This window comes from Leifsonia sp. GW821-FHT13C09 (assembly GCF_058806435.1).
Genome location: NZ_JBXAPS010000002.1, coordinates 284,217 through 303,657, shown reverse-complemented (window position 1 = coordinate 303,657; position 19,441 = coordinate 284,217). Strand labels below are relative to the sequence as shown.

Here is a 19,441-nt window from a genome sequence, read left to right as displayed (position 1 = left end):
CGACTCCTCCGTTCCCCACCCGGCGCGAACGGAGGAGTCGCGGCGCGTCTCCGCAGCGATCTCCTCCGTCGGCTGCTCGGCGGCGGCGTATCGGCCCGGATCTCCTCCGGAGCCGACGTCACGACCGGGGGTGCTCCGAGCGAGCGTCGTCGTGCGCGCGCTTCCTGGTGCTGGGCGCGTCCAAGAGCGACAGCCAGAACAGCAGCCCGAGCAGCCCGAAGATCAGCAGCGCCAGCGCCAGGTCGGTCCACTCGAACGGGATGAACGTGCCGTCGATCGACATCACGAGTACGGTCTCCACGATCCCGAACGCGATGAAGAACAGCGCCAGCAGGGTACGGGTGAGGCGGATGCGCCCGCGCCGGTGGACCTCCACCCGCCGCAGTTCGACCATGAGCGTCAGCAGCAGCAGCGGGAGGATCTGCGCGAGCGTGGCCGCGGTCGGACCGTCGAGCAGTACCACTCGCACGTCCAACGGGTCGATCATGGGAGTCAGGGTAGTCGCATCGGAATACCTCTGGCGGAAGCAAAGTTGAGCCTACTAGACTCAACTTTGTCACAGGACTTCGAAAGGAAACCCACCAGCATGGCGAACATGCAGGGCGCCCCGTCCACGCAGGAGGACGCGAAGAGCGCGCTCGAACAGTACGGTATCAACCTCACCGAGATCGCCAAGAGCGGCAAACTCGACCCGGTCATCGGGCGAGATGCCGAGATCCGTCGCGTCAGCCAGGTGCTGACCCGGCGCACCAAGAACAACCCGGTGCTCATCGGCGAGCCGGGCGTCGGCAAGACCGCGGTCGTGGAGGGCCTGGCCCAGCGCATCGTCGCCGGCGACGTCGCCGACTCGCTGAAGGGCAAGCAACTGGTCGCCCTCGACCTGTCCGCCCTGGTGGCGGGCGCGATGTACCGCGGCCAGTTCGAGGAGCGGCTGAAGGCCGTCCTCAAGGAGATCAACGACGCCGAGGGCGAGATCATCACCTTCGTCGACGAGCTGCATATCCTGATGGGCGCCGGCGGCGGGGAGGGCTCGGTCGCGGCATCCAACATGCTGAAGCCCATGCTGGCCCGCGGTGAACTGCGGCTGATCGGCGCGACCACTCTCAACGAGTACCGCGAGTTCATCGAGAAGGACGCCGCCCTGGAGCGCCGCTTCCAGCAGGTGTACGTGGGCGAGCCCAGCGTGGAGGACACCGTCGCCATCCTGCGCGGGCTCAAGGGCCGCTACGAGGCGCACCACGGCGTCACCATCGAGGACTCCGCGCTCGTCGCCGCAGCTTCCCTCTCCAACCGCTACATCACGGCGCGGCAGCTCCCCGACAAGGCGATCGACCTCATCGACGAGGCCGCCAGCCGTCTCAAGATGGAGATCGACTCCGCCCCGGTGGAGATCGACACCCTGCAGCGCCAGGTGGAGCGGATGAAGCTGGAGGAGTTCGCGCTCAAGAAGGAGAAGGACGACGCCAGCAAGGACCGTCTCCAGCAGCTCCGCGAGCGCCTGCACGAGCAGGAGGCCACCCTCGAAGAGCTGCAGGAGCGCTGGCGCGCCGAGAAGGCCGCGCTCAACCGGGTCGGCGAGCTCCGCTCCGAGCTGGAAGAGGCGAAGACCCGCCGCGACCTCGCACTGCGCGACGGCCGCTATCAGGAGGCCTCCCGCATCGAGTACGAGACCATCCCGAACATCGAGCGCGAGCTGGCGGAGGCCGAGCAGGCCGAGCACAGCCACCCGCGCATGGTGAACGAGCAGGTCACCGCGGACGACATCGCCGCGGTCGTCGCCGCGTGGACCGGCATCCCGGTCGATCGGCTCACCCAGGGCGAGACCGAGAAGCTGCTCAACCTGGAGCACGAGCTCGGCCGCCGCATCATCGGCCAGAAGAAGGCCGTGCAAGCCGTCGCCGACGCGGTGCGCCGCACCAGGGCGGGCATCTCCGACCCCGGACGTCCGACCGGTTCGTTCCTCTTCCTCGGCCCGACCGGCGTCGGCAAGACCGAGCTGGCGAAGGCGCTCGCCGCGTTCCTGTTCGACGACGAGAAGGCGATGGTCCGCATCGACATGAGCGAGTACGGGGAGAAGTTCTCCGTCTCGCGGCTCGTCGGCGCCCCTCCCGGCTATGTCGGTTACGAGCAGGGCGGCCAGCTGACGGAGGCTGTGCGGCGCCGTCCGTACTCGGTCATCCTGCTGGACGAGGTCGAGAAGGCCCACCCCGAGGTCTTCGACGTGCTGCTGCAGGTTCTGGACGACGGCCGGCTCACCGACGGACAGGGTCGCACGGTCGACTTCCGCAACACCATCCTGATCCTGACCTCCAATCTCGGCAGCAACTTCCTGGTCGACCCGACGCTCAGCGAGACCGAGCGCGAGGAGGCCGTGCTGCAGATGGTGCGCCAGGCGTTCAAGCCCGAGTTCGTCAACCGCCTCGACGACATCGTCGTGTTCTCGGCGCTCAGCCAGGAGGAGCTCGGCGAGATCGTGGAGCTCAACATCGACCGCCTGATGCGGCGGCTGGAGGAGCGCCGACTGGAGCTGGCGGTCACCCCGGACGCCCGGCGCTGGCTCGCCGAGCGCGGCTACGACCCGATCTACGGGGCGCGTCCGCTGCGCCGGCTGATGCAGCGCGAGATCGAGGACCGGCTGGCAACCGAGCTGCTCGCGGGCGAGATCCGCGACGGCGACACGGTGCGGGTCGACCTGGACCCGTCCGGCGAACGGCTGACGGTCGCGCCGGTCCGCGAGTAGCGGGCCTAGGCGCTGGGGCTGAAGGTCCCTCCGACCCCCGGAGGAGCAGGCCTAGGCGCTTCGGCGGGGCCGGCCGTTCAGCGGTCGGCCTCCGTCGCCATCAGCAGGTAGCCGAACTGCTCGGCGACCACGGCGAAGCCGTGCCGCTCGTACAGCCGCTGCGCCGCGCGATTGCGCTCCCAGACGGTGACGGTGAGCCGGTGGTGCGTGCCCAGCAGTCCGGTCAGCACGGCGGACGCGATCCCGCGGCGTCGGCGCTCGGCGATCACGGCGAGAGCCACCAGGTGCGTGCGGCCGTCGTCGACGTGCACCGTGACCGTGCCGACCGGTTGGCCGTCCTCCAGAACGATGGAGGTCTCGGCGTCCGGGTAGCGGTCGCGCCGGTCGGCCGAGTGCGCCCGGTATTTGAGGCCGAGGGACGGGTCGAGGTCGGCAGCGCCGGCGCCGGACTCCCAGCGGCGCGCGTCCTGGAAGACGCGCCGCAGGAACGGTTCGTCGGCGGGCGTCGCCGCTCTCAGCGTCACCCGGCCGGGCAGGACCGCCGGAGGCGCCGTCGCGGGCCTCGGCTCGGCCGCGCCGACCGCCTCGACCGCCTCGACGGGGCGGAGCCGGGCGGGCCACGGCTCGCCGGCGCCGAGCTCGGACGTCCCGAGCACGAGCGTGCGCAGCGCCGTCACGGCACGTCGCGACACCTCGGGCACGGGCGATCCTTCCTCGGCTCGTCGCGGCGGGTTTCCGCGGAGCACGGATGCGAGCTTAGAGCATCCGCCGGGCGGGCCTCTGGCCCGCAGAGAGGGGGTATTCACCCGCCGCGCGTAGGCTGGAGGGCATGCTTGCGACCATCATCCATGGAGAGCGCGATGTGCGCCTCGAAGAAGTCCCGGACCCCGTCCTCTCGACCGGCGGAGACGCCATCGTGCGCGTCGTGGCGGCGTGCGTCTGCGGTTCCGACCTGTGGCCGTACCGCGGCGTGACCCCGACCGCCTCCCCGCGCCGGATCGGCCACGAGTTCGTCGGCGTCGTGGAGGAAGTCGGCCCCGAGGTGAAGACCATCTCGGTCGGCGACTTCGTGATCGCGCCGTTCTACGACTGCGACATGACCTGCCAGAACTGCAAGAACGGCGTCAGCACCTCCTGCCTTCACGGCGGCTGGTGGGGCGCCGAGGACCGGCTCGGCGGCTTCGCCGACGGCGGCCAGGGCCAGAAGGTGCGCGTCCCGCACGCCGACGGCTCGCTGGTCGCGACCCCGGAGTACCCGAGCGCGGAGCTCATCCCGAGCCTCCTCACGCTGTCGGACGTCATGGGCACCGGCCACCACGCCGCGGTCTCGGCGGGTGTGACCGAGGGCAGCACCGTCGTCGTGGTCGGCGACGGCGCGGTCGGCCTGTGCGCCGTCCTCGCGGCGAAGCGGCTCGGCGCCTCCCGCATCGTGGCCATGTCGCGCCACGAGTCGCGCCAGGCGCTGGCTCGCGAGTTCGGCGCGACCGACATCGTCGCCGAGCGCGGCGAGGAGGGCATCGCGGCCGTGAAGGAGCTGTTCGGCGGCATCGGCCCGGACTGCGTCCTGGAGGCCGTCGGCACCAAGGAGTCGATGGACCAGGCCATCCGTTCCGCCCGTCCGGGCGGGATGGTCGGCTACGTCGGCGTCCCGAACGGCGGAGCCGAGCTGCCGATCCGCACGCTGTTCAACACCAACGTCGGCGTGAACGGGGGCGTCGCCCCCGTCCGCAACTACGTGGAGGAACTGCTGCAGGACGTCTGGTCGGGCGCGATCGAGCCGGGCAAGGTCTTCGACCTGGAGGTGCCGCTGGAGGACATCGCCGAGGCGTATGCCGCGATGGACGAGCGCCGCGCGATCAAGACGCTGGTGCGTCCGTAGGTCTCCCAACGGAAGAAGGGCACGTCGCGTTTCGCGACGTGCCCTTCTTCCGTTGTGCGGGTCTTCCGTTGTGCGGGGCGGGAGGACTCAGGAGTTGACGAGCACGACCTCGTCGAGCGCGTTGCGGGTGCGCGGGGCGAGCTCGCGCTCGCGCAGCGGCTCCGGCAGCGCGTCCACGTCGCCGAGCATGCCGACGGCGGTGACGGAGACCGGCAGGAACCGCTCTTCGACGTCGAACGCCGCGCGAATGCCGGCCGGGTCGAAGCCGCCCATCTGGTGGGTGTGCAGGCCGTCGTGGTGGGCCTGGACGGTGAAGTGCGCGACGGCCTGGCCGACGTCGTAGGTGGCCCAGCGACGCTCGTTGCCCTCGGCGTCGGCGACCTCGGCGAGGGCGACCACGAGCGCGCCGGCCGCGCCGGCCCACGCCTGGTTGAAGCCCATCAGGTTGGCGACGATGGCGTCGAACGCCTCGCTGCCGCGCCGCGCGACGATGAAGCGCCACGGCTGGGAGTTGTTGGCGGACGGCGACCAGCGGGCGGCCTCCAGGGCGGCGGTCAGCTTGTCCTCGTCGATCGCGGCCTCGGTGTCGAAGGCGCGCGGGCTCCAGCGCTCGGCGAGCGCGGGCAGCAGCGGGAAGGACGTGTCGGCGGTGCGGTTGACGGTGTCGGTCAGCGACATGGGGTGGAACTCCTCGACGGTGGAAAACGGGATCACGAGGCTCCATTGCCTTCTTCTGTCCATGTGAACACATGGACCTGGGAGGGTATTCCAGGATTTTGGTGACGTGTCTCCTAAGCGTCGCGCTACAGCCAATCCTTCCGCTTGAACGTCACATACAGCCCTCCGCAGCCGACCACCATCAGCAGCGTCGACATCCACAGCCCGCCCATCGTGTTGAAGCCCGGGTACGGCAGGTTCTGCCCGTAGAAGCCGGTGACCGCCGCCGGGACCGCGATGATCGCCGCCCAGCTCGTCACCTTCTTCATGATCACGTTGAGCCGGTTGCCCTCCATCGCGATCTGCGTGTCGGACAGCGCCGTCACCAGGTCGCGCAGCGAATCCGCCCACTCCACGTGGTGCACGCCCCGGTCGTAAAGACCCTGGAACAGCGGGAACAGCGCCGGGCTGACGCAGTCGGCCTCGCGGCGCAGCAGGGCGTCGACGGCGTCGCGCAGCGGCAGGAGGCAGCGGCGCAGGCGGGAGGCGGACTTGCGCAGCTGGTACACCCGGTTCTGGATCACGGCGGGCTTCGCGCCGGGGGCGAGCAGCACGTCCTCGATGTCGTCCAGCTCGTCGTCCAGCGCGTTCAGGGCGGCGCCGGCCTCGCCGAGCAGCTGGTCGAGCACGATCCACAGCAGCCAGCCGACGCCCTGGTCGCGGTGGCGCTTCTCGGTGGCCAGCCGCGCGCGCAGCGGCTCGAAGTCGAAGTCGCCGTCGTGGTCGAGGATGAGCAACCGCGGCAGCACGTAGATGTGCAGGTCCGCGACGGCCAGCTGGAACGTCGGCTCCTCCAGCTGCACCCGGTGGGTGGAGAGTCGCACGTGCTCGCCCGCGACCAGCGGCATGTGCCCGGCGGAGGCCGACGCGGGCGGGTGCATGAGGTCGTGCGCACCGAGCCGGTCGGCGAGCTCGGCGAGCTGCAACCGGTCGGGATCCTGGACCTCGAGGAACCCGAAAGCGGTCGAGGTCTGCAACTCCTCCATGAGGTCGGCGAGCGACGCGACATCCGTGCGCGTGTCTCCGTCGAAGAGCGTCCCCCTAAGCTGGAGCGACCCCTCCTGAACCTGCTGCGACACGCGACCTCCTCGTTGGCTGACATTCCAACCTACGGCCTCCCCGCTGAGTCGGCGCCGGTCGACGATGATGGTGCTCTCAGGAAAGGGGCGGCGGAGCGCCCCAGTTGTGGTGGCGCTTCTGCGGGCGGTGGGCGCACCGGTTGCGTCGACTGCGACGCCGTCGGCGGGTGGTGGGCCCACCTCCGCCGCTGCGCCGGGTGCGGGCATGTCGGCTGCTGCGACTCCTCACTCTCCCGTCACGCGCGCGCTCACGCCGCCGCGACCGGGCATCGGGTCGCCCAGAGCTTCGAGCCGGGGGAGGACTGGTTCTGGGATTACACCCTCGACGCGTACGTGGACGGCCCGCGCCTCGCGCCGCCGGACAGCCGTCCCGCCGCCCAGACGACTCCGGGGCCGGCCGACCGCGTGCCTGCCGATTGGAGGGCCCTGCTCGCAGCGCGCCGCTGACCCGGCGCAGCGCCTGACCGGCACAGCACCTGACCGGCCCAGCGCTCAGGGCACCAGATCCCGGTATTGCGGCAGCGACCCGTCCAGCACCGGGACCTCGAGCGTCTCGGTCATCCGTGCTCGTCTGGAACGTCACCGGCGCCAGGGCGCCCGGCTTCACGTCGAGACCGCCGAAGGTGACCGCCTGGCCTTCGGGTGTGCCGAGCTGCAGCGACTCGGCCGGCTTGACCGTCACCGTGTGGGACCCGGCCGACGTCACGATGCGCACGTCCTCGGTCGACTTGCCCTGGTTGACGAGGGTCGCGACCAGGCTCACCGGCGACGACGATTGCGCCGTCAGCAGCACGGCGTCGCCGATGAAGATCGAGCCGATGTCGCCGTTCACGCCGTCCGCCGTCTCCTGGATGTACTTCGTGTCCTGCGGGGCGATCAGGTCGCAGCCGGCCAGGAGCCCCAGCACGGCCACTCCGACGAGTGCTGCAGCGACGCGGCGACGCGTCCGCGCTGGCCCACCGCGTTGTGCGGTGCGGGGTGCGAAACCGGCGTCTGCGCTCACGGCGTCAGGATAGCCCCGGCGGAGGCGATCGCAGTAGGCCCGTCCGCGCGGTCAGGGGAGGCCGCGAAACCGCCCTCCCGTGTGAACGCTGTGTGTCATGCGTGTAAATCTTCGTAACCTCATAGAGAGCGCTTTCTCGGCCTCATCGGGGTACAGAAATGCCGGCCTCCGTCGGCCACGCGCCCGGGCCTGCGCTCACGGATCGCTGCGTTGACCTGGGGTTCCTGTGGTCCTCGAAGGGGTGGCACTGCGTGTCGGCATCTCGGCGGACATGTCCCCCGGATGCAGATCGGCGACGCGGCGTCAAGTCCGTTCCACCCCCACTTGCGGGTCGTTCATGAGGACCCGTACAACTAGGACCACCCGAACCGACCAGATCCCCACCGCCGTGGATGCCATCCCCTTCAGCACCCCGAGAGGCCTGTCTCGTGTTCATCTTCCTGCTGCAACTGCGGCACATGCTCGGCGGCCATCCCGAGTTCTACCTGTTCGCCATCTACTCCGCGCTGATCTGGGTCATCTGGATCGTCAAAGTGCTGATGTCGCGTCGCTACCGCCCGTACACCGGCGAGTTCCACGGCACGACCAGCGTGGTCGTCCCGGTCGTGGACGAACCGCTCGACCTGTTCCGCGACGTGCTCGGCCGCATGGTCGAGCAGAAGCCGGGCGAGATCATCGTCGTCATCAACGGCGCCCCCAACCCGGAGCTGGCGGAGGTCTGCGAGGAGTTCGCCCCGCTGGTGCGCTGGGTGCACACGCCCATCCCGGGCAAGCGCAACGCCGTGATGATCGGGACGCGGATGTCCACCGGCGAGATCACCGTCCTGGTCGACTCCGACACCGTCTGGACGCAGGACACCCTCAGCGAGCTGGTCAAGCCGTTCGCCGACGAGCGCGTCGGCGGCGTCACCACCAAGCAGCGCATCCTGGAGCCCGAGCGGAGCTGGATCACCCGCTGGGCCGACTGGCTGGAGAACTCGCGGGCGCTCTACTCGATGCCCGCGCAGAGCGTGGTCGGCCAGATCGGCTGCCTGCCCGGGCGGACCATCGCCTTCCGGCGCTCGATCCTGATGCGCGTCATGGACAAGTTCATGACCGAGAAGTTCCTCGGCGTGTTCCTGGAGGTCTCCGACGACCGCACCCTTACGAACCTCACGCTGAAGGAGGGCTACCGCACCGTCTACCAGCACACCAGCCTCTGCTACACGGACGCCCCGCTGAAGGTGAAGAAGCTGTTCAAGCAGCAGCTCCGCTGGGCGCGCGGCAGCCAGTACAACACGATGCGGATGCTCCCGTGGATGCTCGGCCACGCGCCGATCCTGGCGTTCTTCTTCGTGATGGACATCCTGCTGCCGTTCATCCTCGCAGGCGTCATGGGCGGCTGGGTCTACCGGTCGATCACCGGCGAGGGCTACAACTTCTACGAGGGCTTCCTGAAGTCCTACGGCATCCAGGGCGGCATCCTCACGGTGGCGGCGCTGATGGTCGCGTCGTCGGTCATCAGCATGTCCATCCGGCAGATCCGGCACCTCTCGGAGAAGCCGAGCGACTTCTTCCGGCTGCCGGTCTTCATCATCGTCTCGACGTTCTTCCTCATGCCGATCCGGCTGCTCGGATTCTTCCGGATGGCGCACGCCAGCGGCTGGGGGACCCGTGCCGGGGCGTACGCGGGAGGGCCGGGCGAGATCAGCTCGGACGACGAGATCGCCGCGCTCGGCACGACGACCACCAGCGCGCCGGCGCTCGACCTGCCGGATGCTGTCGGCGGCGTTACGTCGACGACCGCGCTCGCCACCGCCACCCGCCCGACCACCGCCGTCGCGACCCGAGCGCAGGTGAAGGCGGCCACCACGACCGCGACGAAGACCACCCGCCGTCGGCGCCGGCTGAACCCGCTCGCCGCCATCCCGTACGTGATCGGCATCGCGATCCTGACCCTGGAGGCCCTGTTCCTTGTCTAGCCCGACCTTCACCGGCCGCGTCGCCGGCCGAGCCCACAGCTGGTGGGCCCAGCCCAAGTCCCGCTCGCAGGCGACCCTGGCCGCCTTCCTCGTGCTCGCCGTGACCCTCGTCGGCATTTCCGCGTACGTGTGGGTTTCGCCCAGCAGCGCCCCCCTGCGGGAGGCCGTCGCCGACGCCACCGAGACCGTGACGCCGTTCGCCACGCAGAACGCGGAGCTCCGGCGCAACCTCGACCGCGCCACGCAGACCATCGCCTCCCAGAAGGGCAAGATGACGGCGATGCAGGCCGAGTCGCTCGCGGCGCAGGCCGGCGCCGCCAAGCAACTCGCCGCCGCGCAGCAGAAGGCGCAGGCCGCGCAGAGCGAGCTCGCGAGCGTCAAGGCGCAGCTCGCCGCAGCGCAGGCCAAGGCCGGCCACCCATCCGCGGGCTCGACCGGTGCGACGGTGTCCGTCAAGGCGGGGTCGTCGGGCTCCTCCGGCAGTGCCACCACGCCGATCACCGCTCCGGCGCGCGCCGGCCTCCTGAACCCGGCGACCCGCTACTTCGGCATGTACACCGACCAGGCGCCCTTCAACTGGGCGAGCTTCGACGCCACCAGCAAGAAGATCGGCGTCTCCCCGAACCTGGTCGGCTACTTCCAGGGCTGGGACCAGACGTTCCGGGCCGACGCGGTGAAACGCGCCTGGCAGCAGGGCCGGATGCCGATGATGACCTGGGAGTCGCGCCCCATCAGCGCGGACAACTCGTCCAACTCTGCTCCCGACTACTCCCTCCCGAAGATCATCAACGGGGGCTTCGACGCCTACCTGCATCAGTACGCCAAGGACGTCGTCGCGAGCGGCCTCCCGCTCGCGATCCGGCTCGACCACGAGATGAACGGCATCTGGTACCCGTGGTCGGAGACCGACGGAGCGGGCAAGTCCATCAACGGCAACAGCCCGGGCGACTACGTGAAGATGTGGCGACACGTCCACGACATCTTCCAGCAGGAGGGTGCGAACGACCTCGTCGTCTGGGTGTGGGCTCCGAACATCGTCAACAACCTCCCGGCCTCGCACAAGGTGCCCGGCTACCTGGATGCCCTGTACCCGGGCGACCAGTACGTGGACTGGGTGGGAGTCTCCGGGTACCTGCGCCCGCCGTACAAGTCCGACAACGACTTCAGCTTCGACTACACGTTCAAGCCGAGCCTGGATGCGTTGCGCGCGATCACGAAGAAACCGATCCTGCTCGCGGAGGTCGGCGCGTCCGAGACGGACGGCCACAAGCCCGCCTGGATCACCTCTTTCTTCCAAGGTCTCGCCAAGCCGGAGAACTCCGACATCATCGGGTTCTCCTGGTTCAACCTCGCCGTGACCAGCTACGTCGAAGGCGTGCGCGCCACCAACGACTGGCGCATCGACTCCCGCTCGGACTCGCTGTCGGCGTTCATCGCCGGCCTCACCCGACCGGAAGACGACTTCACCCTCACCCCGGCACCGTGACCCCGGAAGGAATCGACATGACCACCAGCAAGAAGCCTCAGAAGGACCTGCCCGCCCCGCGCATCAGCGTGATCGGCACCGGCTACCTCGGCGCGACGCACGCCGCCGCGATGGCCGAGCTCGGCTTCGACGTCATCGGCGTCGACACCGACCCGCACAAGGTCGCCGAGCTCACCGAAGGCAGGGCGCCGTTCTTCGAGCCTGGCCTGCCCGAGCTCATCCGCTCGAACGTCGCGGCCGGGCGGCTGCGCTTCACGACCGACCTCGCGGAGGCCGTCGCCGCCTCCGACGTGCACTTCATCTGCGTGGGGACGCCGCAGCAGTCCGGCTCGTTCGCCGCCAACCTGAGCTACGTCGAGGCCGCCACCCGCGGTATCGCCGCCGCGCTCACGCATGAGGCGCTGATCGTCGGCAAGTCGACCGTGCCGGTCGGCACCGGCGCGCGCCTGCGGGCGATCGTGGCGGAGGCCGCGCCGGCGGGCGTCGACGCCGAACTCGTCTGGAACCCCGAGTTCCTCCGCGAAGGCAAGGCGGTCGACGACACCATGCGGCCCGACCGGCTCGTGTTCGGTGGCACCTCGGAGCGGTCGGAGGCCGTTCTCCGCCGCGTCTACGCGAAGCCGATCGCTGACGGGACACCGGTGCTGGTCGCCGACCTCCCGACCGCCGAGCTGGTGAAGGTGAGCGCGAACGCCTTCCTGGCCACCAAGATCTCGTTCATCAACGCCATCGCGGAGGTGTGCGACGCCGCGGGAGCCGATGTGGCCCTCCTGGCCGACGCGCTCGGCCATGACTCCCGGATCGGGCGCCAGTTCCTCAACGCGGGTCTCGGTTTCGGCGGCGGCTGCCTCCCGAAGGACATCCGCGCGCTGATGCACCGCTCTAACGAACTCGGCGCGCACGCCGCGGTCGGCCTCCTGCAGCAGGTGGACGAGATCAACATGGGCCGCAGGCAACGCGTGATCGACCTGGCCCTCCAGGCGCTCGGCGGCTCGGTGCTCAACCGCCGGATCGGCGTGCTCGGCGCCGCCTTCAAGCCGCACACCGACGACGTCCGCGACTCGCCGGCGCTCAACGTCGCCGCTGCCCTGCACCTGCGCGGCGCGCAGGTCGTCGTGTACGACCCGCAGGCGCGCGGAACCGCGCAGCGGCTCTTCCCGACCCTCGGCTACGCGGACTCGATGGAGGACGCGCTCACCGGGGCCGATCTCACCGTCGTCCTCACCGAGTGGGACGAGTTCACCGGCGCCGACCCGGCGGCGGTGCGCGCGCTGACGGCGGGCGCGACCGTGATCGACGCCCGCAACTGCCTGGACGAGGCGGCCTGGAACGCCGCGGGCTGGACCGTCCTCGGCATGGGCCGCGTCCCCGCCTCCGCGTCGCTCGTCCCCGACGCCCTCCCCATCCACTGACGTCCCTCTGCGGACTCCACATTCGAGAAAGCGAGCGATCCACATGAGCAGTTACGTCACCAAGGCCGTGATCCCCGCCGCGGGGCTCGGCACCCGGTTCCTCCCCGCGACCAAGGCGATGCCGAAGGAGATGCTCCCGGTGGTCGACAAGCCGGCCATCCAGTACGTGGTGGAGGAGGCGGTCGCCAGCGGCCTCCACGACGTCCTGATGGTCACCGGGCGCAACAAGAACGCGCTGGAGAACCACTTCGACCGCAACGCCGAACTGGAGGACACCCTGGCCCGCAAGGGCGACACCGACCGTCTGCACAAGGTCAACTACTCCACGTCGCTCGCCGACCTGCACTACGTGCGCCAGGGCGACCCGAAGGGCCTCGGCCACGCCGTGCTGCGCGCCAAGATGCACATCGGCCACGAGCCGTTCGCCGTGCTGCTCGGCGACGACCTGATCGATGAGCGCGACCCGCTGCTGAGCCGCATGCTGCAGGTGCAGCATGCGCTCAACACCACCGTGGTCGCGCTGATGGAGGTGCCGCCGGAGAGCATCCACCTGTATGGCGCGGCGGCCGTCGAGCCGACCGAGCACGAGGACGTCCTGCGCATCACGGGCCTGGTCGAGAAGCCGAGCCGCGAGAACACGCCGTCGAACTATGCCGTGATCGGTCGCTACGTGCTGCGGCCGGAGATCTTCGACATCCTCGAGAAGACGGCGCCGGGCAAGGGCGGCGAGATCCAGCTCACCGACGCCTTGGAAGGGCTGGCCACCGCTCCGGCCTGGACCGGCGGCGTGCATGGCGTCGTCTTCCGCGGCCGTCGCTACGACACCGGCGACCGGCTCGACTACCTCAAGGCCATCGTGCAGCTCGCCGTCGCTCGCGACGATCTCGGCCCCGACCTCCTGCCGTGGCTGCGCGACTTCGCCGCGAACGCGGGGCCGGCCGACACCGGGTCGATCCCTGCGCAGCCCATCCCGATCGAGCCGGCAGCGCGACAGCTCTTGCAGATCGCGGGTAACTGAGCGCGGCAGCCGGGCAACGCGTCAGCGCAGCCCGAGGCGCTTGAGGGTGTGCTTCTCGCTCTCGCCGTTGTCGGTCTCCACCTCGTCCACCGCGATCGGGATGTTCGGCCCGATCGCCAGCCACACGAAGCCGTCGCGGTGCACCAGCGGCACCAGGTCGGTGGTGCCGTCGCGCAGCAGGGTTCGGACGCGCTTCAGGAGGGCGTAGCCCTCGGCCGGCAGCGTGACGTAGGTCTTCCGGCGGTAGTGGACGACATGGGCCACGGTCTTGGCTTTCAGCCCGGCGATCTCGGCCGCGGGGAACGGGTCGGCGCCGGCTGCGGAGGCGGCGTCTTTCGCGTCGGTCATGGCACGAACGGTACGCCTTCGCGGCCGGCCGTGGCAGCCGATACAGTCGACGGATGCGCCCGCCGGAGCCCGCCGATCTCGACCGTCTCGCCGACCGCGGCTGGCCGGCCCTGGAGCGCGACCGGCTGGACGGCTGGACGCTGCGGGCCACCGGCGGCGTCACCAACCGCGCCAACTCGGTGCTGACCTGCGGGGAGGTTGCGGACGTGGAGGCCGCGATCGGCCGCGCCGAGGGCTGGTACCGGGAGCGCGGCCTGCCGGCGGTGTTCCAGGTGAGCCCGGCGACCCCGTCCGAGCTGGTGACGGCGCTCGCGGGCCGCGGCTATCGGGAGCACTCGCAGACCGACATCCTGGTGGCCGAGCGAGCGGAGGTCGCGGCTGCGGGAGCTGCGGGAGCCGCCGCGACCACCGCCATCCCGCCGGCCGATGGGGCGCCGCGCACGCGGGTCTGCATTGCCCCCATCGCCGTCTCCGACACCCCGCCACCCGGCTGGCTGGAGACCTGGTGGGCCGTCGACGGCCGTGGCGGCGACGCCGAGCGCGACATCGTCGCCCGCATCCTGAACGCCGCTCCCGCCCTGTACGCCTGGTCCGGCGATCCCGCCGCCCCCGACGCCGTCGCCCGGCTGGCGCTCGCCGACGACTGGGCCGGCCTCTACGCCGTCGCCACCCTCCCGGCCGCCCGTCGGCGCGGGCTGGCCCGCGCGCTCGCCGTGGCCCTCGCGGACGCGGCAGGCGGCCGCGGCGTCCGGCACCTGTGGCTCCAGGTGCTCGCGGACAACGCGGCCGCCCATGCGCTCTACGCCGGGCTGGGCTTCCGTCCCGCGTCGCAGTACGCGTACTGGACGGAGCCCGCCGGCTGAGCCGCTCCTACTGCGTCGGCCCTCCCGCCGGCGCGCTCACGTGCACGTAGTCGAAGCTGCTCGTGTACCCGGCGCCGCCCAGCGAGATCAGCCCGATGCGGGGATGCGCGCCCAGATCGGCCGTCCAGGTGTCGCCGCGGTCCCAGCGGCCGCCGTCGACACTCGTGTACGCCGTGTAGGTGTCCGTGCCCTGCTGGACGCGGTGCACGATGCGCAGGTACGTCCGGTCCGCGACCGGGCCGACGACGCCGTTCCCGTAGCTCGGGTAGCCCGCGGGCACCGGCGAGACGTGCTTGCCGAACTCGGTCTGGCGGGTGTTCCAGATGCTGTTGGAGGTCAGCCGCACGTAGTTGCCGTCGTCGCCGTAGACGATCAGGCCGCCCTGCACGTAGTTGTGGACGCTGCCGTCGTTCGGCGTGTTCACCGACACTTTCGTCTCCACCACGTAGTCACCCGACGGCGCCGACTCGGTGAGCACCGACGCGAGCGGCGTTGCGGGCGGCTGGAGGTCGGCCGCCTGCGTCTGCCAGGTCAACGTCCCGCCCTTCACCGCGTAGGTGGCCGGGTCGGGCCGGCGCACCCAGCTCCAGCTGGCGCCGAGCGAGGTCCCGTCGAACTCGGTCGAGCGCGAGAGGTCCGGGCGGCCGGGACGCGGGTCCGGGGCGTACGCCGGCTTGTAGGCCGTGCGCTGGCCGGGCTGCGCGGCCGGGCCGGGCATGACGGAGTCCGAGGGCCCGGCTCCCGCGCGAACGGACGGCCAGCCGCCCTTCCAGTCGAGCGGGTCGATCAGGACCGGTCGCTTCGTGTAGCCGACGTCGCCCGCGTAGTACGGGTCGTTCCTGTCGACCGCGTGGTAGACCATCCAGTCCTGGCCGCCGAAGTCGGTGACCACGTAGGTGTGCCCGGCGCCGACCCAACGGTCGCCGTTCTGTGCGAGCACGGGGGTGCCGCCGACGCGGTTGGCGAGGATCGGCACGCCGTCGCGGTCGACGAACGGCCCGAGCGGGCTGCGCGACCGCGCGGCGAAGACGCTGTAGCCGGTGAGCGGGCCGGCGCAGCAGTTCGTCGCCGAGCCGAGGAAGTAGAACCAACCGTCGTGCTGGACGATGTTCGTGCCTTCGTAGCGGTTGTCGATCGCGATCGGCGTCTCGGTGGCGGGGATCGAGGTCAGCCCGTTAGCGCTGAGCTTCCGGGCGAAGACGCCGCCGAAGTAGCTGCCGAAGTAGACGTAGCTGGTGCCGCCGGTCGTGATGACCTCCGGGTCGAACTCCCAGCGGCGAGTGTTCGGGTCGGACGGATGCGCCTGCGGGGCGACGACCGGGGTGCCGGTGTCGGTCCACGGGCCGGTGGGGCTGCTGCTGGTCGCGACGCCGACGGCCGAGCCGCCGCCGGGCAGCGCCGAGTCGGAGGCCGCGTAGTAGAGGAGGTACCGGCCGTCGCGGAAGACCACGTCCGGCGCCCACATCGACCCGTTCGCGCCGAGCCAGGACGGCTTCTGCGGGAAGGCGTCGCCGACGTAGGTCCAGTGCGTGAGGTCGGCGGACCGGTACGTGGGGACGTTGTGCATCACGAGCGACCCGTCCGCGGCCTTCTCGGTCGAGGTGAGCGCATCGGTGGTGCAGTACAGGTACCAGTTCGTGTCGCCGTTCGTCGCGCCGTGGATGACGGACGGGTCGGCGCAGCTCGCCGCCGTCTCGCCCGAGGGGAGCCGCAGCGTCATCGGGTTCTGATAGTTCCCCGGCGTCGTGGGGCGCCCCGACGCCGAGACGCCGGGCGAGCCTCCGGGCGACGCTCCCGGCTCCGCGGCCGTCGCGGGCGCGAACGGTAGCAGGGCGACGGTGGCGGCGATCGCGAGCGCGACGGTCGTGGTGCGCATGAAGACTCCTTCGTCTGGATGGATGGTGCTTCAGGTCTCCCGGTGCCTCAGATCTCGATGCGTCAGGCCTCCGTGGGCGTCAGGCCTCCCGGGGCGTCAGGCCTCCCGGCCGGTCACCGCCCGGCGGATGCGCTCGAGCGGGACCTTCGGCCGACGGTCCTCGAACACGAGGCCGTTGGTCTCCTGGCCGGTGTCGGCGAGCTGGGTGTAGCAGAAGCCGGCGAGCCCCTCGCTGGCGCGCACGGCGTCGAACAGCGCGTCCAGCCGGTCGCCGAACTGGTCGGCTGTGGCGGCGGAAGAATAACCCCAGGCGTCCTCGCTCGCCTGCTCGATGTACGAGATGCCGCCGAACTCGGTCAGCATGATCGGCACGTCCAGCCGCTGTGCGCCGTCCACCACGAGCCGCCGGCCCGGGAAGGTGTGCGACGCGCTCAGGATGTGCTCGCGCGAGCGGTAGCGCTCGCGCACGGCGTCCGGGTCGGCGTCGTAGTCGTGGATGCTCAGGATGTCCGACTCCACGTGCTCCCAGCCGTCGTTGGACACGACGGGCCGGGTCGGGTCGAGCGTCTTGGTGGTGTGCACGAGCGCCTTGGCGTAGGCGACCATCCGCTGGTCGTGCGCCAGGTGCTGCACGCCCCAGCTCTCGTTGAGCGGCACCCAGGTGACGATCGACGGGTGCGACCGGTCGCGGTCGAGGATCGCGATCCACTCGGCCATCGTGCGCTCGACCGCGTCGGCGTCGAACGCATAGGCCGCCGGCGCCTCCGCCCAGATCAGGAGGCCGAGCCGGTCGGCCCAGTACAGGAAGCGCGGGTCCTCGTACTTCTGGTGCAGCCGCGCGGCGTTGAAGCCCAGGTCGAGGATGAGCTCCGCCTCGCGGCGCAGCCCCTCCGAGTCGGGCGCGGCCGAGTGCGACTGCGGCCAGTAGCCCTGGTTGAGCACCGAGCGCAGGTACACCGGGCGGTCGTTGAGGAGGTACTGGCCGTTCTCCACTGCGATCGAGCGCAAGCCGAGGTAGGAGTGCACCACATCGCCCGTCGCACCGTCCGCCGTCACCGCGATGGTGGCGTCGATCAGCGTCGGGCGCTGCGGCGACCAGAGCAGCTCCTCGTAGGCCTGGCCGTTGTGCTGCCGGGCGACCGGTACGACCAGCTCGGCGCGGGTCCCGGAGACGACGGCCTCCACCGACGCCAGCGATTGCTCTCCGTGAGCCAGCTCCAGCCGCACGCGCGACCCCTCCGGGAGGCGCTGGGCGAAGCGGAGGTCGGCGGTCACGATGCCGCGGTGGATGTCGCTGCTCCAGTGAACCTGCGAGACGTGGAAGGCCGGCACTCCCTCCAGCCAGACCGGCTGCCAGATCCCGGTGGTGCGGTGGTACCAGATGGAGTGCGGGCGCTCGCGCCAGTCCTGCTTGCCGCGCGGCTGGGAGACGTCGAACGGGTCGTCCTCGGCGCGGACTGTGATCGTCAGCTCGTCGCCCTCGATCAGGTCGGTGATGTCGAAGCTGAAGGGGGTCTGGCCGCCTTCGTGGCGTCCGGCGAGCCGGCCGTCGATCCAGACCTCGCACCGGTAGTCCACGGCGCCGAAGTGCAGCAGGGTCCGCTCGCCCTCGGGGAGCTCATCGACCGCGATGCGACGCGCGTACCAGACGACCGGGTGGAACCCGGTGTCGCCGACCCCCGAGGCGGGCGACTCGGACGGGTACGGCACCATGATGCGCCCGGACAGTTCGCCACGGCGCTCCCAGTGTTCCGCGTGGCCGCGGTCGTCGTCGTCGAAGGCGAAGGTCCAGGCGCCGCCGAGGTCGAGCCAGTCCGGGCGGATCAGCTGGGGACGCGGGTGGCCGCCGTCCTGGTCGCTGGCGCGCAGGCCCAGGCCGGAGGAGCGGTGGCGGGTGGGGATGGAGTCGAGCACGCCTCAAGCATGACGCAACTATCCAGCGCTGTAAAGTTAGAAAATCGCGGGAGCGCTCTCCCGCGTCACCAGGGTGTAGGGCACGAGTTCATGACGCCCCATGCCCTCGTAGCCGCCGATGCGCTCGAGGAGCATGTCCATCGCGCGCGTCGCCAGGGCCCGCATATCCGGCGCGATGGAGGTCAGCGACGGATAGGTGACCTGCGTCATCGGGATGTCGTCCCAGCCGGTCACCACCACGTCCTCCGGCACCCGGACGCCCCGCTCGTGCAGAGCGCGCAGCGCGCCGATCGCGGCAAGGTCGTCGCGGCAGACGAGCCCGTCGAATTTCAGCCCGGCGTCGAGTGCGTCCCCCACGGCGGTCACCGCGCTCGACGCGCTGATCGCCGTTGTGGGGATCAGCAGGCCGGGATCGGGCGCGATCCCCGCGTCCTCGAGCGCCTGCTGGTAGCCGGCGATGCGCAGGGTGGAGGTCCGCGTCAGGCCGCCGGCCTCGTGGCCGACGAAACCGATCCGGCGGCGGCCGTGCGCGATCACGTGCGCCGTCGCCGTGCGGGCCGCCGCGACGTTGTCCACCATCAGCTGGTCGACGGTCAGCGGAGCCGCGTTCTCGCCCAGCACGACGAGCGGGATGTCCGCGCGGTTCTGCGCCAGCTCGGTCGAGTTCATCAGACTCGGCTGGAACAGCATCCCGTCGACCAGGCCGGACTCGCTGGCCGAGACGACGGCGCGCTCGCCGTCCAGGGTGCCCTCGGTCTGCTCCAGCAGCACGCGGTAGCCGCGCTCCTCGGCTGCGTCGGCGATGACCCGGGCGAGCTCGGCGAAGTAGGGGATGCGCACGTCGGCGAACGCGAGCGCGAGGAGCCCGGTGCGCCCGGTCGCCAGGCGGCGGCCCATGACGTTCGGCCGGTAGCCGAGCTCGTCGATCGCCTTCTGGACGCGCTCGCGCATCTTCGGGCTGACGTGCGGATAGTCACGAACGACGTTGGAGACGGTCTTCATGGAGACGCCCGCGTACTCCGCGACATCCTGCAAGCGAACGGCCATGTCGGCTCCCCTCTGGCGTGGCACTGCTGAGCACGAGTGTACCGTCGGAGGAAAACCGCGACCGCTTGACAGAAAATATCTAGCGCTGTAAAGATGCA

The 19,441-nt window shown here is 70.6% G+C and carries 15 protein-coding genes and 1 pseudogene; 8 read left to right on the top strand and 8 right to left on the bottom strand.

The window, feature by feature from the left end; translation table 11 throughout:
* Nucleotides 1-118 precede the first annotated feature (118 nt).
* Nucleotides 119-487: a hypothetical protein gene (locus AC1ROW_RS09525; RefSeq protein WP_493018641.1), complete on the bottom strand. Its 369-nt coding sequence runs from the start codon at nucleotides 485-487 to the stop codon at nucleotides 119-121.
* A gap of 99 nt (nucleotides 488-586) precedes the next feature.
* Between AC1ROW_RS09525 and AC1ROW_RS09520 the strand changes: the two genes are divergently transcribed.
* Nucleotides 587-2,740 (top strand): ATP-dependent Clp protease ATP-binding subunit, encoded by a 2,154-nt coding sequence (locus AC1ROW_RS09520; RefSeq protein ID WP_493018640.1) that lies wholly within the window; start codon nucleotides 587-589, stop codon nucleotides 2,738-2,740.
* 77 nt (nucleotides 2,741-2,817) lie between these two features.
* Here the strand turns inward: AC1ROW_RS09520 and AC1ROW_RS09515 are convergent, their stop codons facing one another.
* The gene (locus AC1ROW_RS09515; protein ID WP_493018639.1) at nucleotides 2,818-3,441 is read right to left on the bottom strand and encodes a GNAT family N-acetyltransferase; all 624 of its coding nucleotides are present in this window, start codon (nucleotides 3,439-3,441) and stop codon (nucleotides 2,818-2,820) included.
* 128 nt (nucleotides 3,442-3,569) lie between these two features.
* Between AC1ROW_RS09515 and AC1ROW_RS09510 the strand changes: the two genes are divergently transcribed.
* The gene (locus tag AC1ROW_RS09510; RefSeq protein ID WP_493018638.1) at nucleotides 3,570-4,619 is read left to right on the top strand and encodes a zinc-dependent alcohol dehydrogenase family protein; all 1,050 of its coding nucleotides are present in this window, start codon (nucleotides 3,570-3,572) and stop codon (nucleotides 4,617-4,619) included.
* A gap of 87 nt (nucleotides 4,620-4,706) precedes the next feature.
* On the opposite strand, the gene AC1ROW_RS09505 is transcribed toward AC1ROW_RS09510, so the two are convergent.
* Complete coding sequence (locus AC1ROW_RS09505) at nucleotides 4,707-5,297, bottom strand: nitroreductase family protein (RefSeq protein ID WP_493019011.1); 591 nt, start codon at nucleotides 5,295-5,297, stop codon at nucleotides 4,707-4,709.
* A 125-nt stretch (nucleotides 5,298-5,422) separates the two neighbouring features.
* On the bottom strand, nucleotides 5,423-6,415 hold the full coding sequence (locus AC1ROW_RS09500; protein ID WP_493018637.1) for a CorA family divalent cation transporter: 993 nt from the start codon (nucleotides 6,413-6,415) through the stop codon (nucleotides 5,423-5,425).
* A gap of 135 nt (nucleotides 6,416-6,550) precedes the next feature.
* On the opposite strand from AC1ROW_RS09500, the pseudogene AC1ROW_RS09495 reads away from it, so the two are divergent.
* The 5 genes and pseudogenes from AC1ROW_RS09495 to galU all read left to right on the top strand — a co-directional run.
* Nucleotides 6,551-6,862: pseudogene (locus AC1ROW_RS09495) on the top strand (UBP-type zinc finger domain-containing protein); the annotation flags it as partial.
* A gap of 984 nt (nucleotides 6,863-7,846) precedes the next feature.
* A complete protein-coding gene (locus AC1ROW_RS09490; RefSeq protein WP_493018636.1) occupies nucleotides 7,847-9,379 on the top strand; it encodes a glycosyltransferase family 2 protein in 1,533 nt (510 codons plus the stop codon).
* Nucleotides 9,372-10,865 (top strand): glycoside hydrolase family 26 protein, encoded by a 1,494-nt coding sequence (locus AC1ROW_RS09485; protein ID WP_493018635.1) that lies wholly within the window; start codon nucleotides 9,372-9,374, stop codon nucleotides 10,863-10,865. Before AC1ROW_RS09490 ends, AC1ROW_RS09485 begins: the two co-directional genes overlap by 8 nt.
* A gap of 17 nt (nucleotides 10,866-10,882) precedes the next feature.
* Nucleotides 10,883-12,277, top strand: coding sequence for a UDP-glucose dehydrogenase family protein (locus tag AC1ROW_RS09480; protein WP_493018634.1), 1,395 nt, complete (start codon nucleotides 10,883-10,885; stop codon nucleotides 12,275-12,277).
* 43 nt (nucleotides 12,278-12,320) lie between these two features.
* The gene (galU, locus tag AC1ROW_RS09475) at nucleotides 12,321-13,295 is read left to right on the top strand and encodes a UTP--glucose-1-phosphate uridylyltransferase GalU (protein WP_493018633.1); all 975 of its coding nucleotides are present in this window, start codon (nucleotides 12,321-12,323) and stop codon (nucleotides 13,293-13,295) included.
* A gap of 21 nt (nucleotides 13,296-13,316) precedes the next feature.
* On the opposite strand, the gene AC1ROW_RS09470 is transcribed toward galU, so the two are convergent.
* Nucleotides 13,317-13,643, bottom strand: coding sequence for a hypothetical protein (locus tag AC1ROW_RS09470; RefSeq protein WP_493018632.1), 327 nt, complete (start codon nucleotides 13,641-13,643; stop codon nucleotides 13,317-13,319).
* Between the two features lie 53 nt (nucleotides 13,644-13,696).
* Here AC1ROW_RS09470 and AC1ROW_RS09465 point away from each other — a divergent pair, with 53 nt between their 5' ends.
* Nucleotides 13,697-14,506 carry a GNAT family N-acetyltransferase gene (locus tag AC1ROW_RS09465; protein ID WP_493018631.1) on the top strand — a complete coding sequence of 270 codons (810 nt, stop codon included), beginning with the start codon at nucleotides 13,697-13,699 and terminating at the stop codon, nucleotides 14,504-14,506.
* Between the two features lie 7 nt (nucleotides 14,507-14,513).
* Here the strand turns inward: AC1ROW_RS09465 and AC1ROW_RS09460 are convergent, their stop codons facing one another.
* The 3 genes from AC1ROW_RS09460 to AC1ROW_RS09450 all read right to left on the bottom strand — a co-directional run bounded on the left by AC1ROW_RS09460 (nucleotide 14,514) and on the right by AC1ROW_RS09450 (nucleotide 19,343).
* Nucleotides 14,514-16,382, bottom strand: a complete 1,869-nt coding sequence (locus AC1ROW_RS09460) for a family 43 glycosylhydrolase (RefSeq protein WP_493018630.1) — start codon at nucleotides 16,380-16,382, stop codon at nucleotides 14,514-14,516.
* Nucleotides 16,383-16,478: 96 nt separating this feature from the next.
* Entirely contained in the window at nucleotides 16,479-18,296 is a 1,818-nt protein-coding gene (locus AC1ROW_RS09455; RefSeq protein WP_493018629.1) for a glycoside hydrolase family 2 protein, read from the bottom strand.
* A gap of 36 nt (nucleotides 18,297-18,332) precedes the next feature.
* On the bottom strand, nucleotides 18,333-19,343 hold the full coding sequence (locus AC1ROW_RS09450; RefSeq protein WP_493018628.1) for a LacI family DNA-binding transcriptional regulator: 1,011 nt from the start codon (nucleotides 19,341-19,343) through the stop codon (nucleotides 18,333-18,335).
* Nucleotides 19,344-19,441 lie beyond the last annotated feature (98 nt).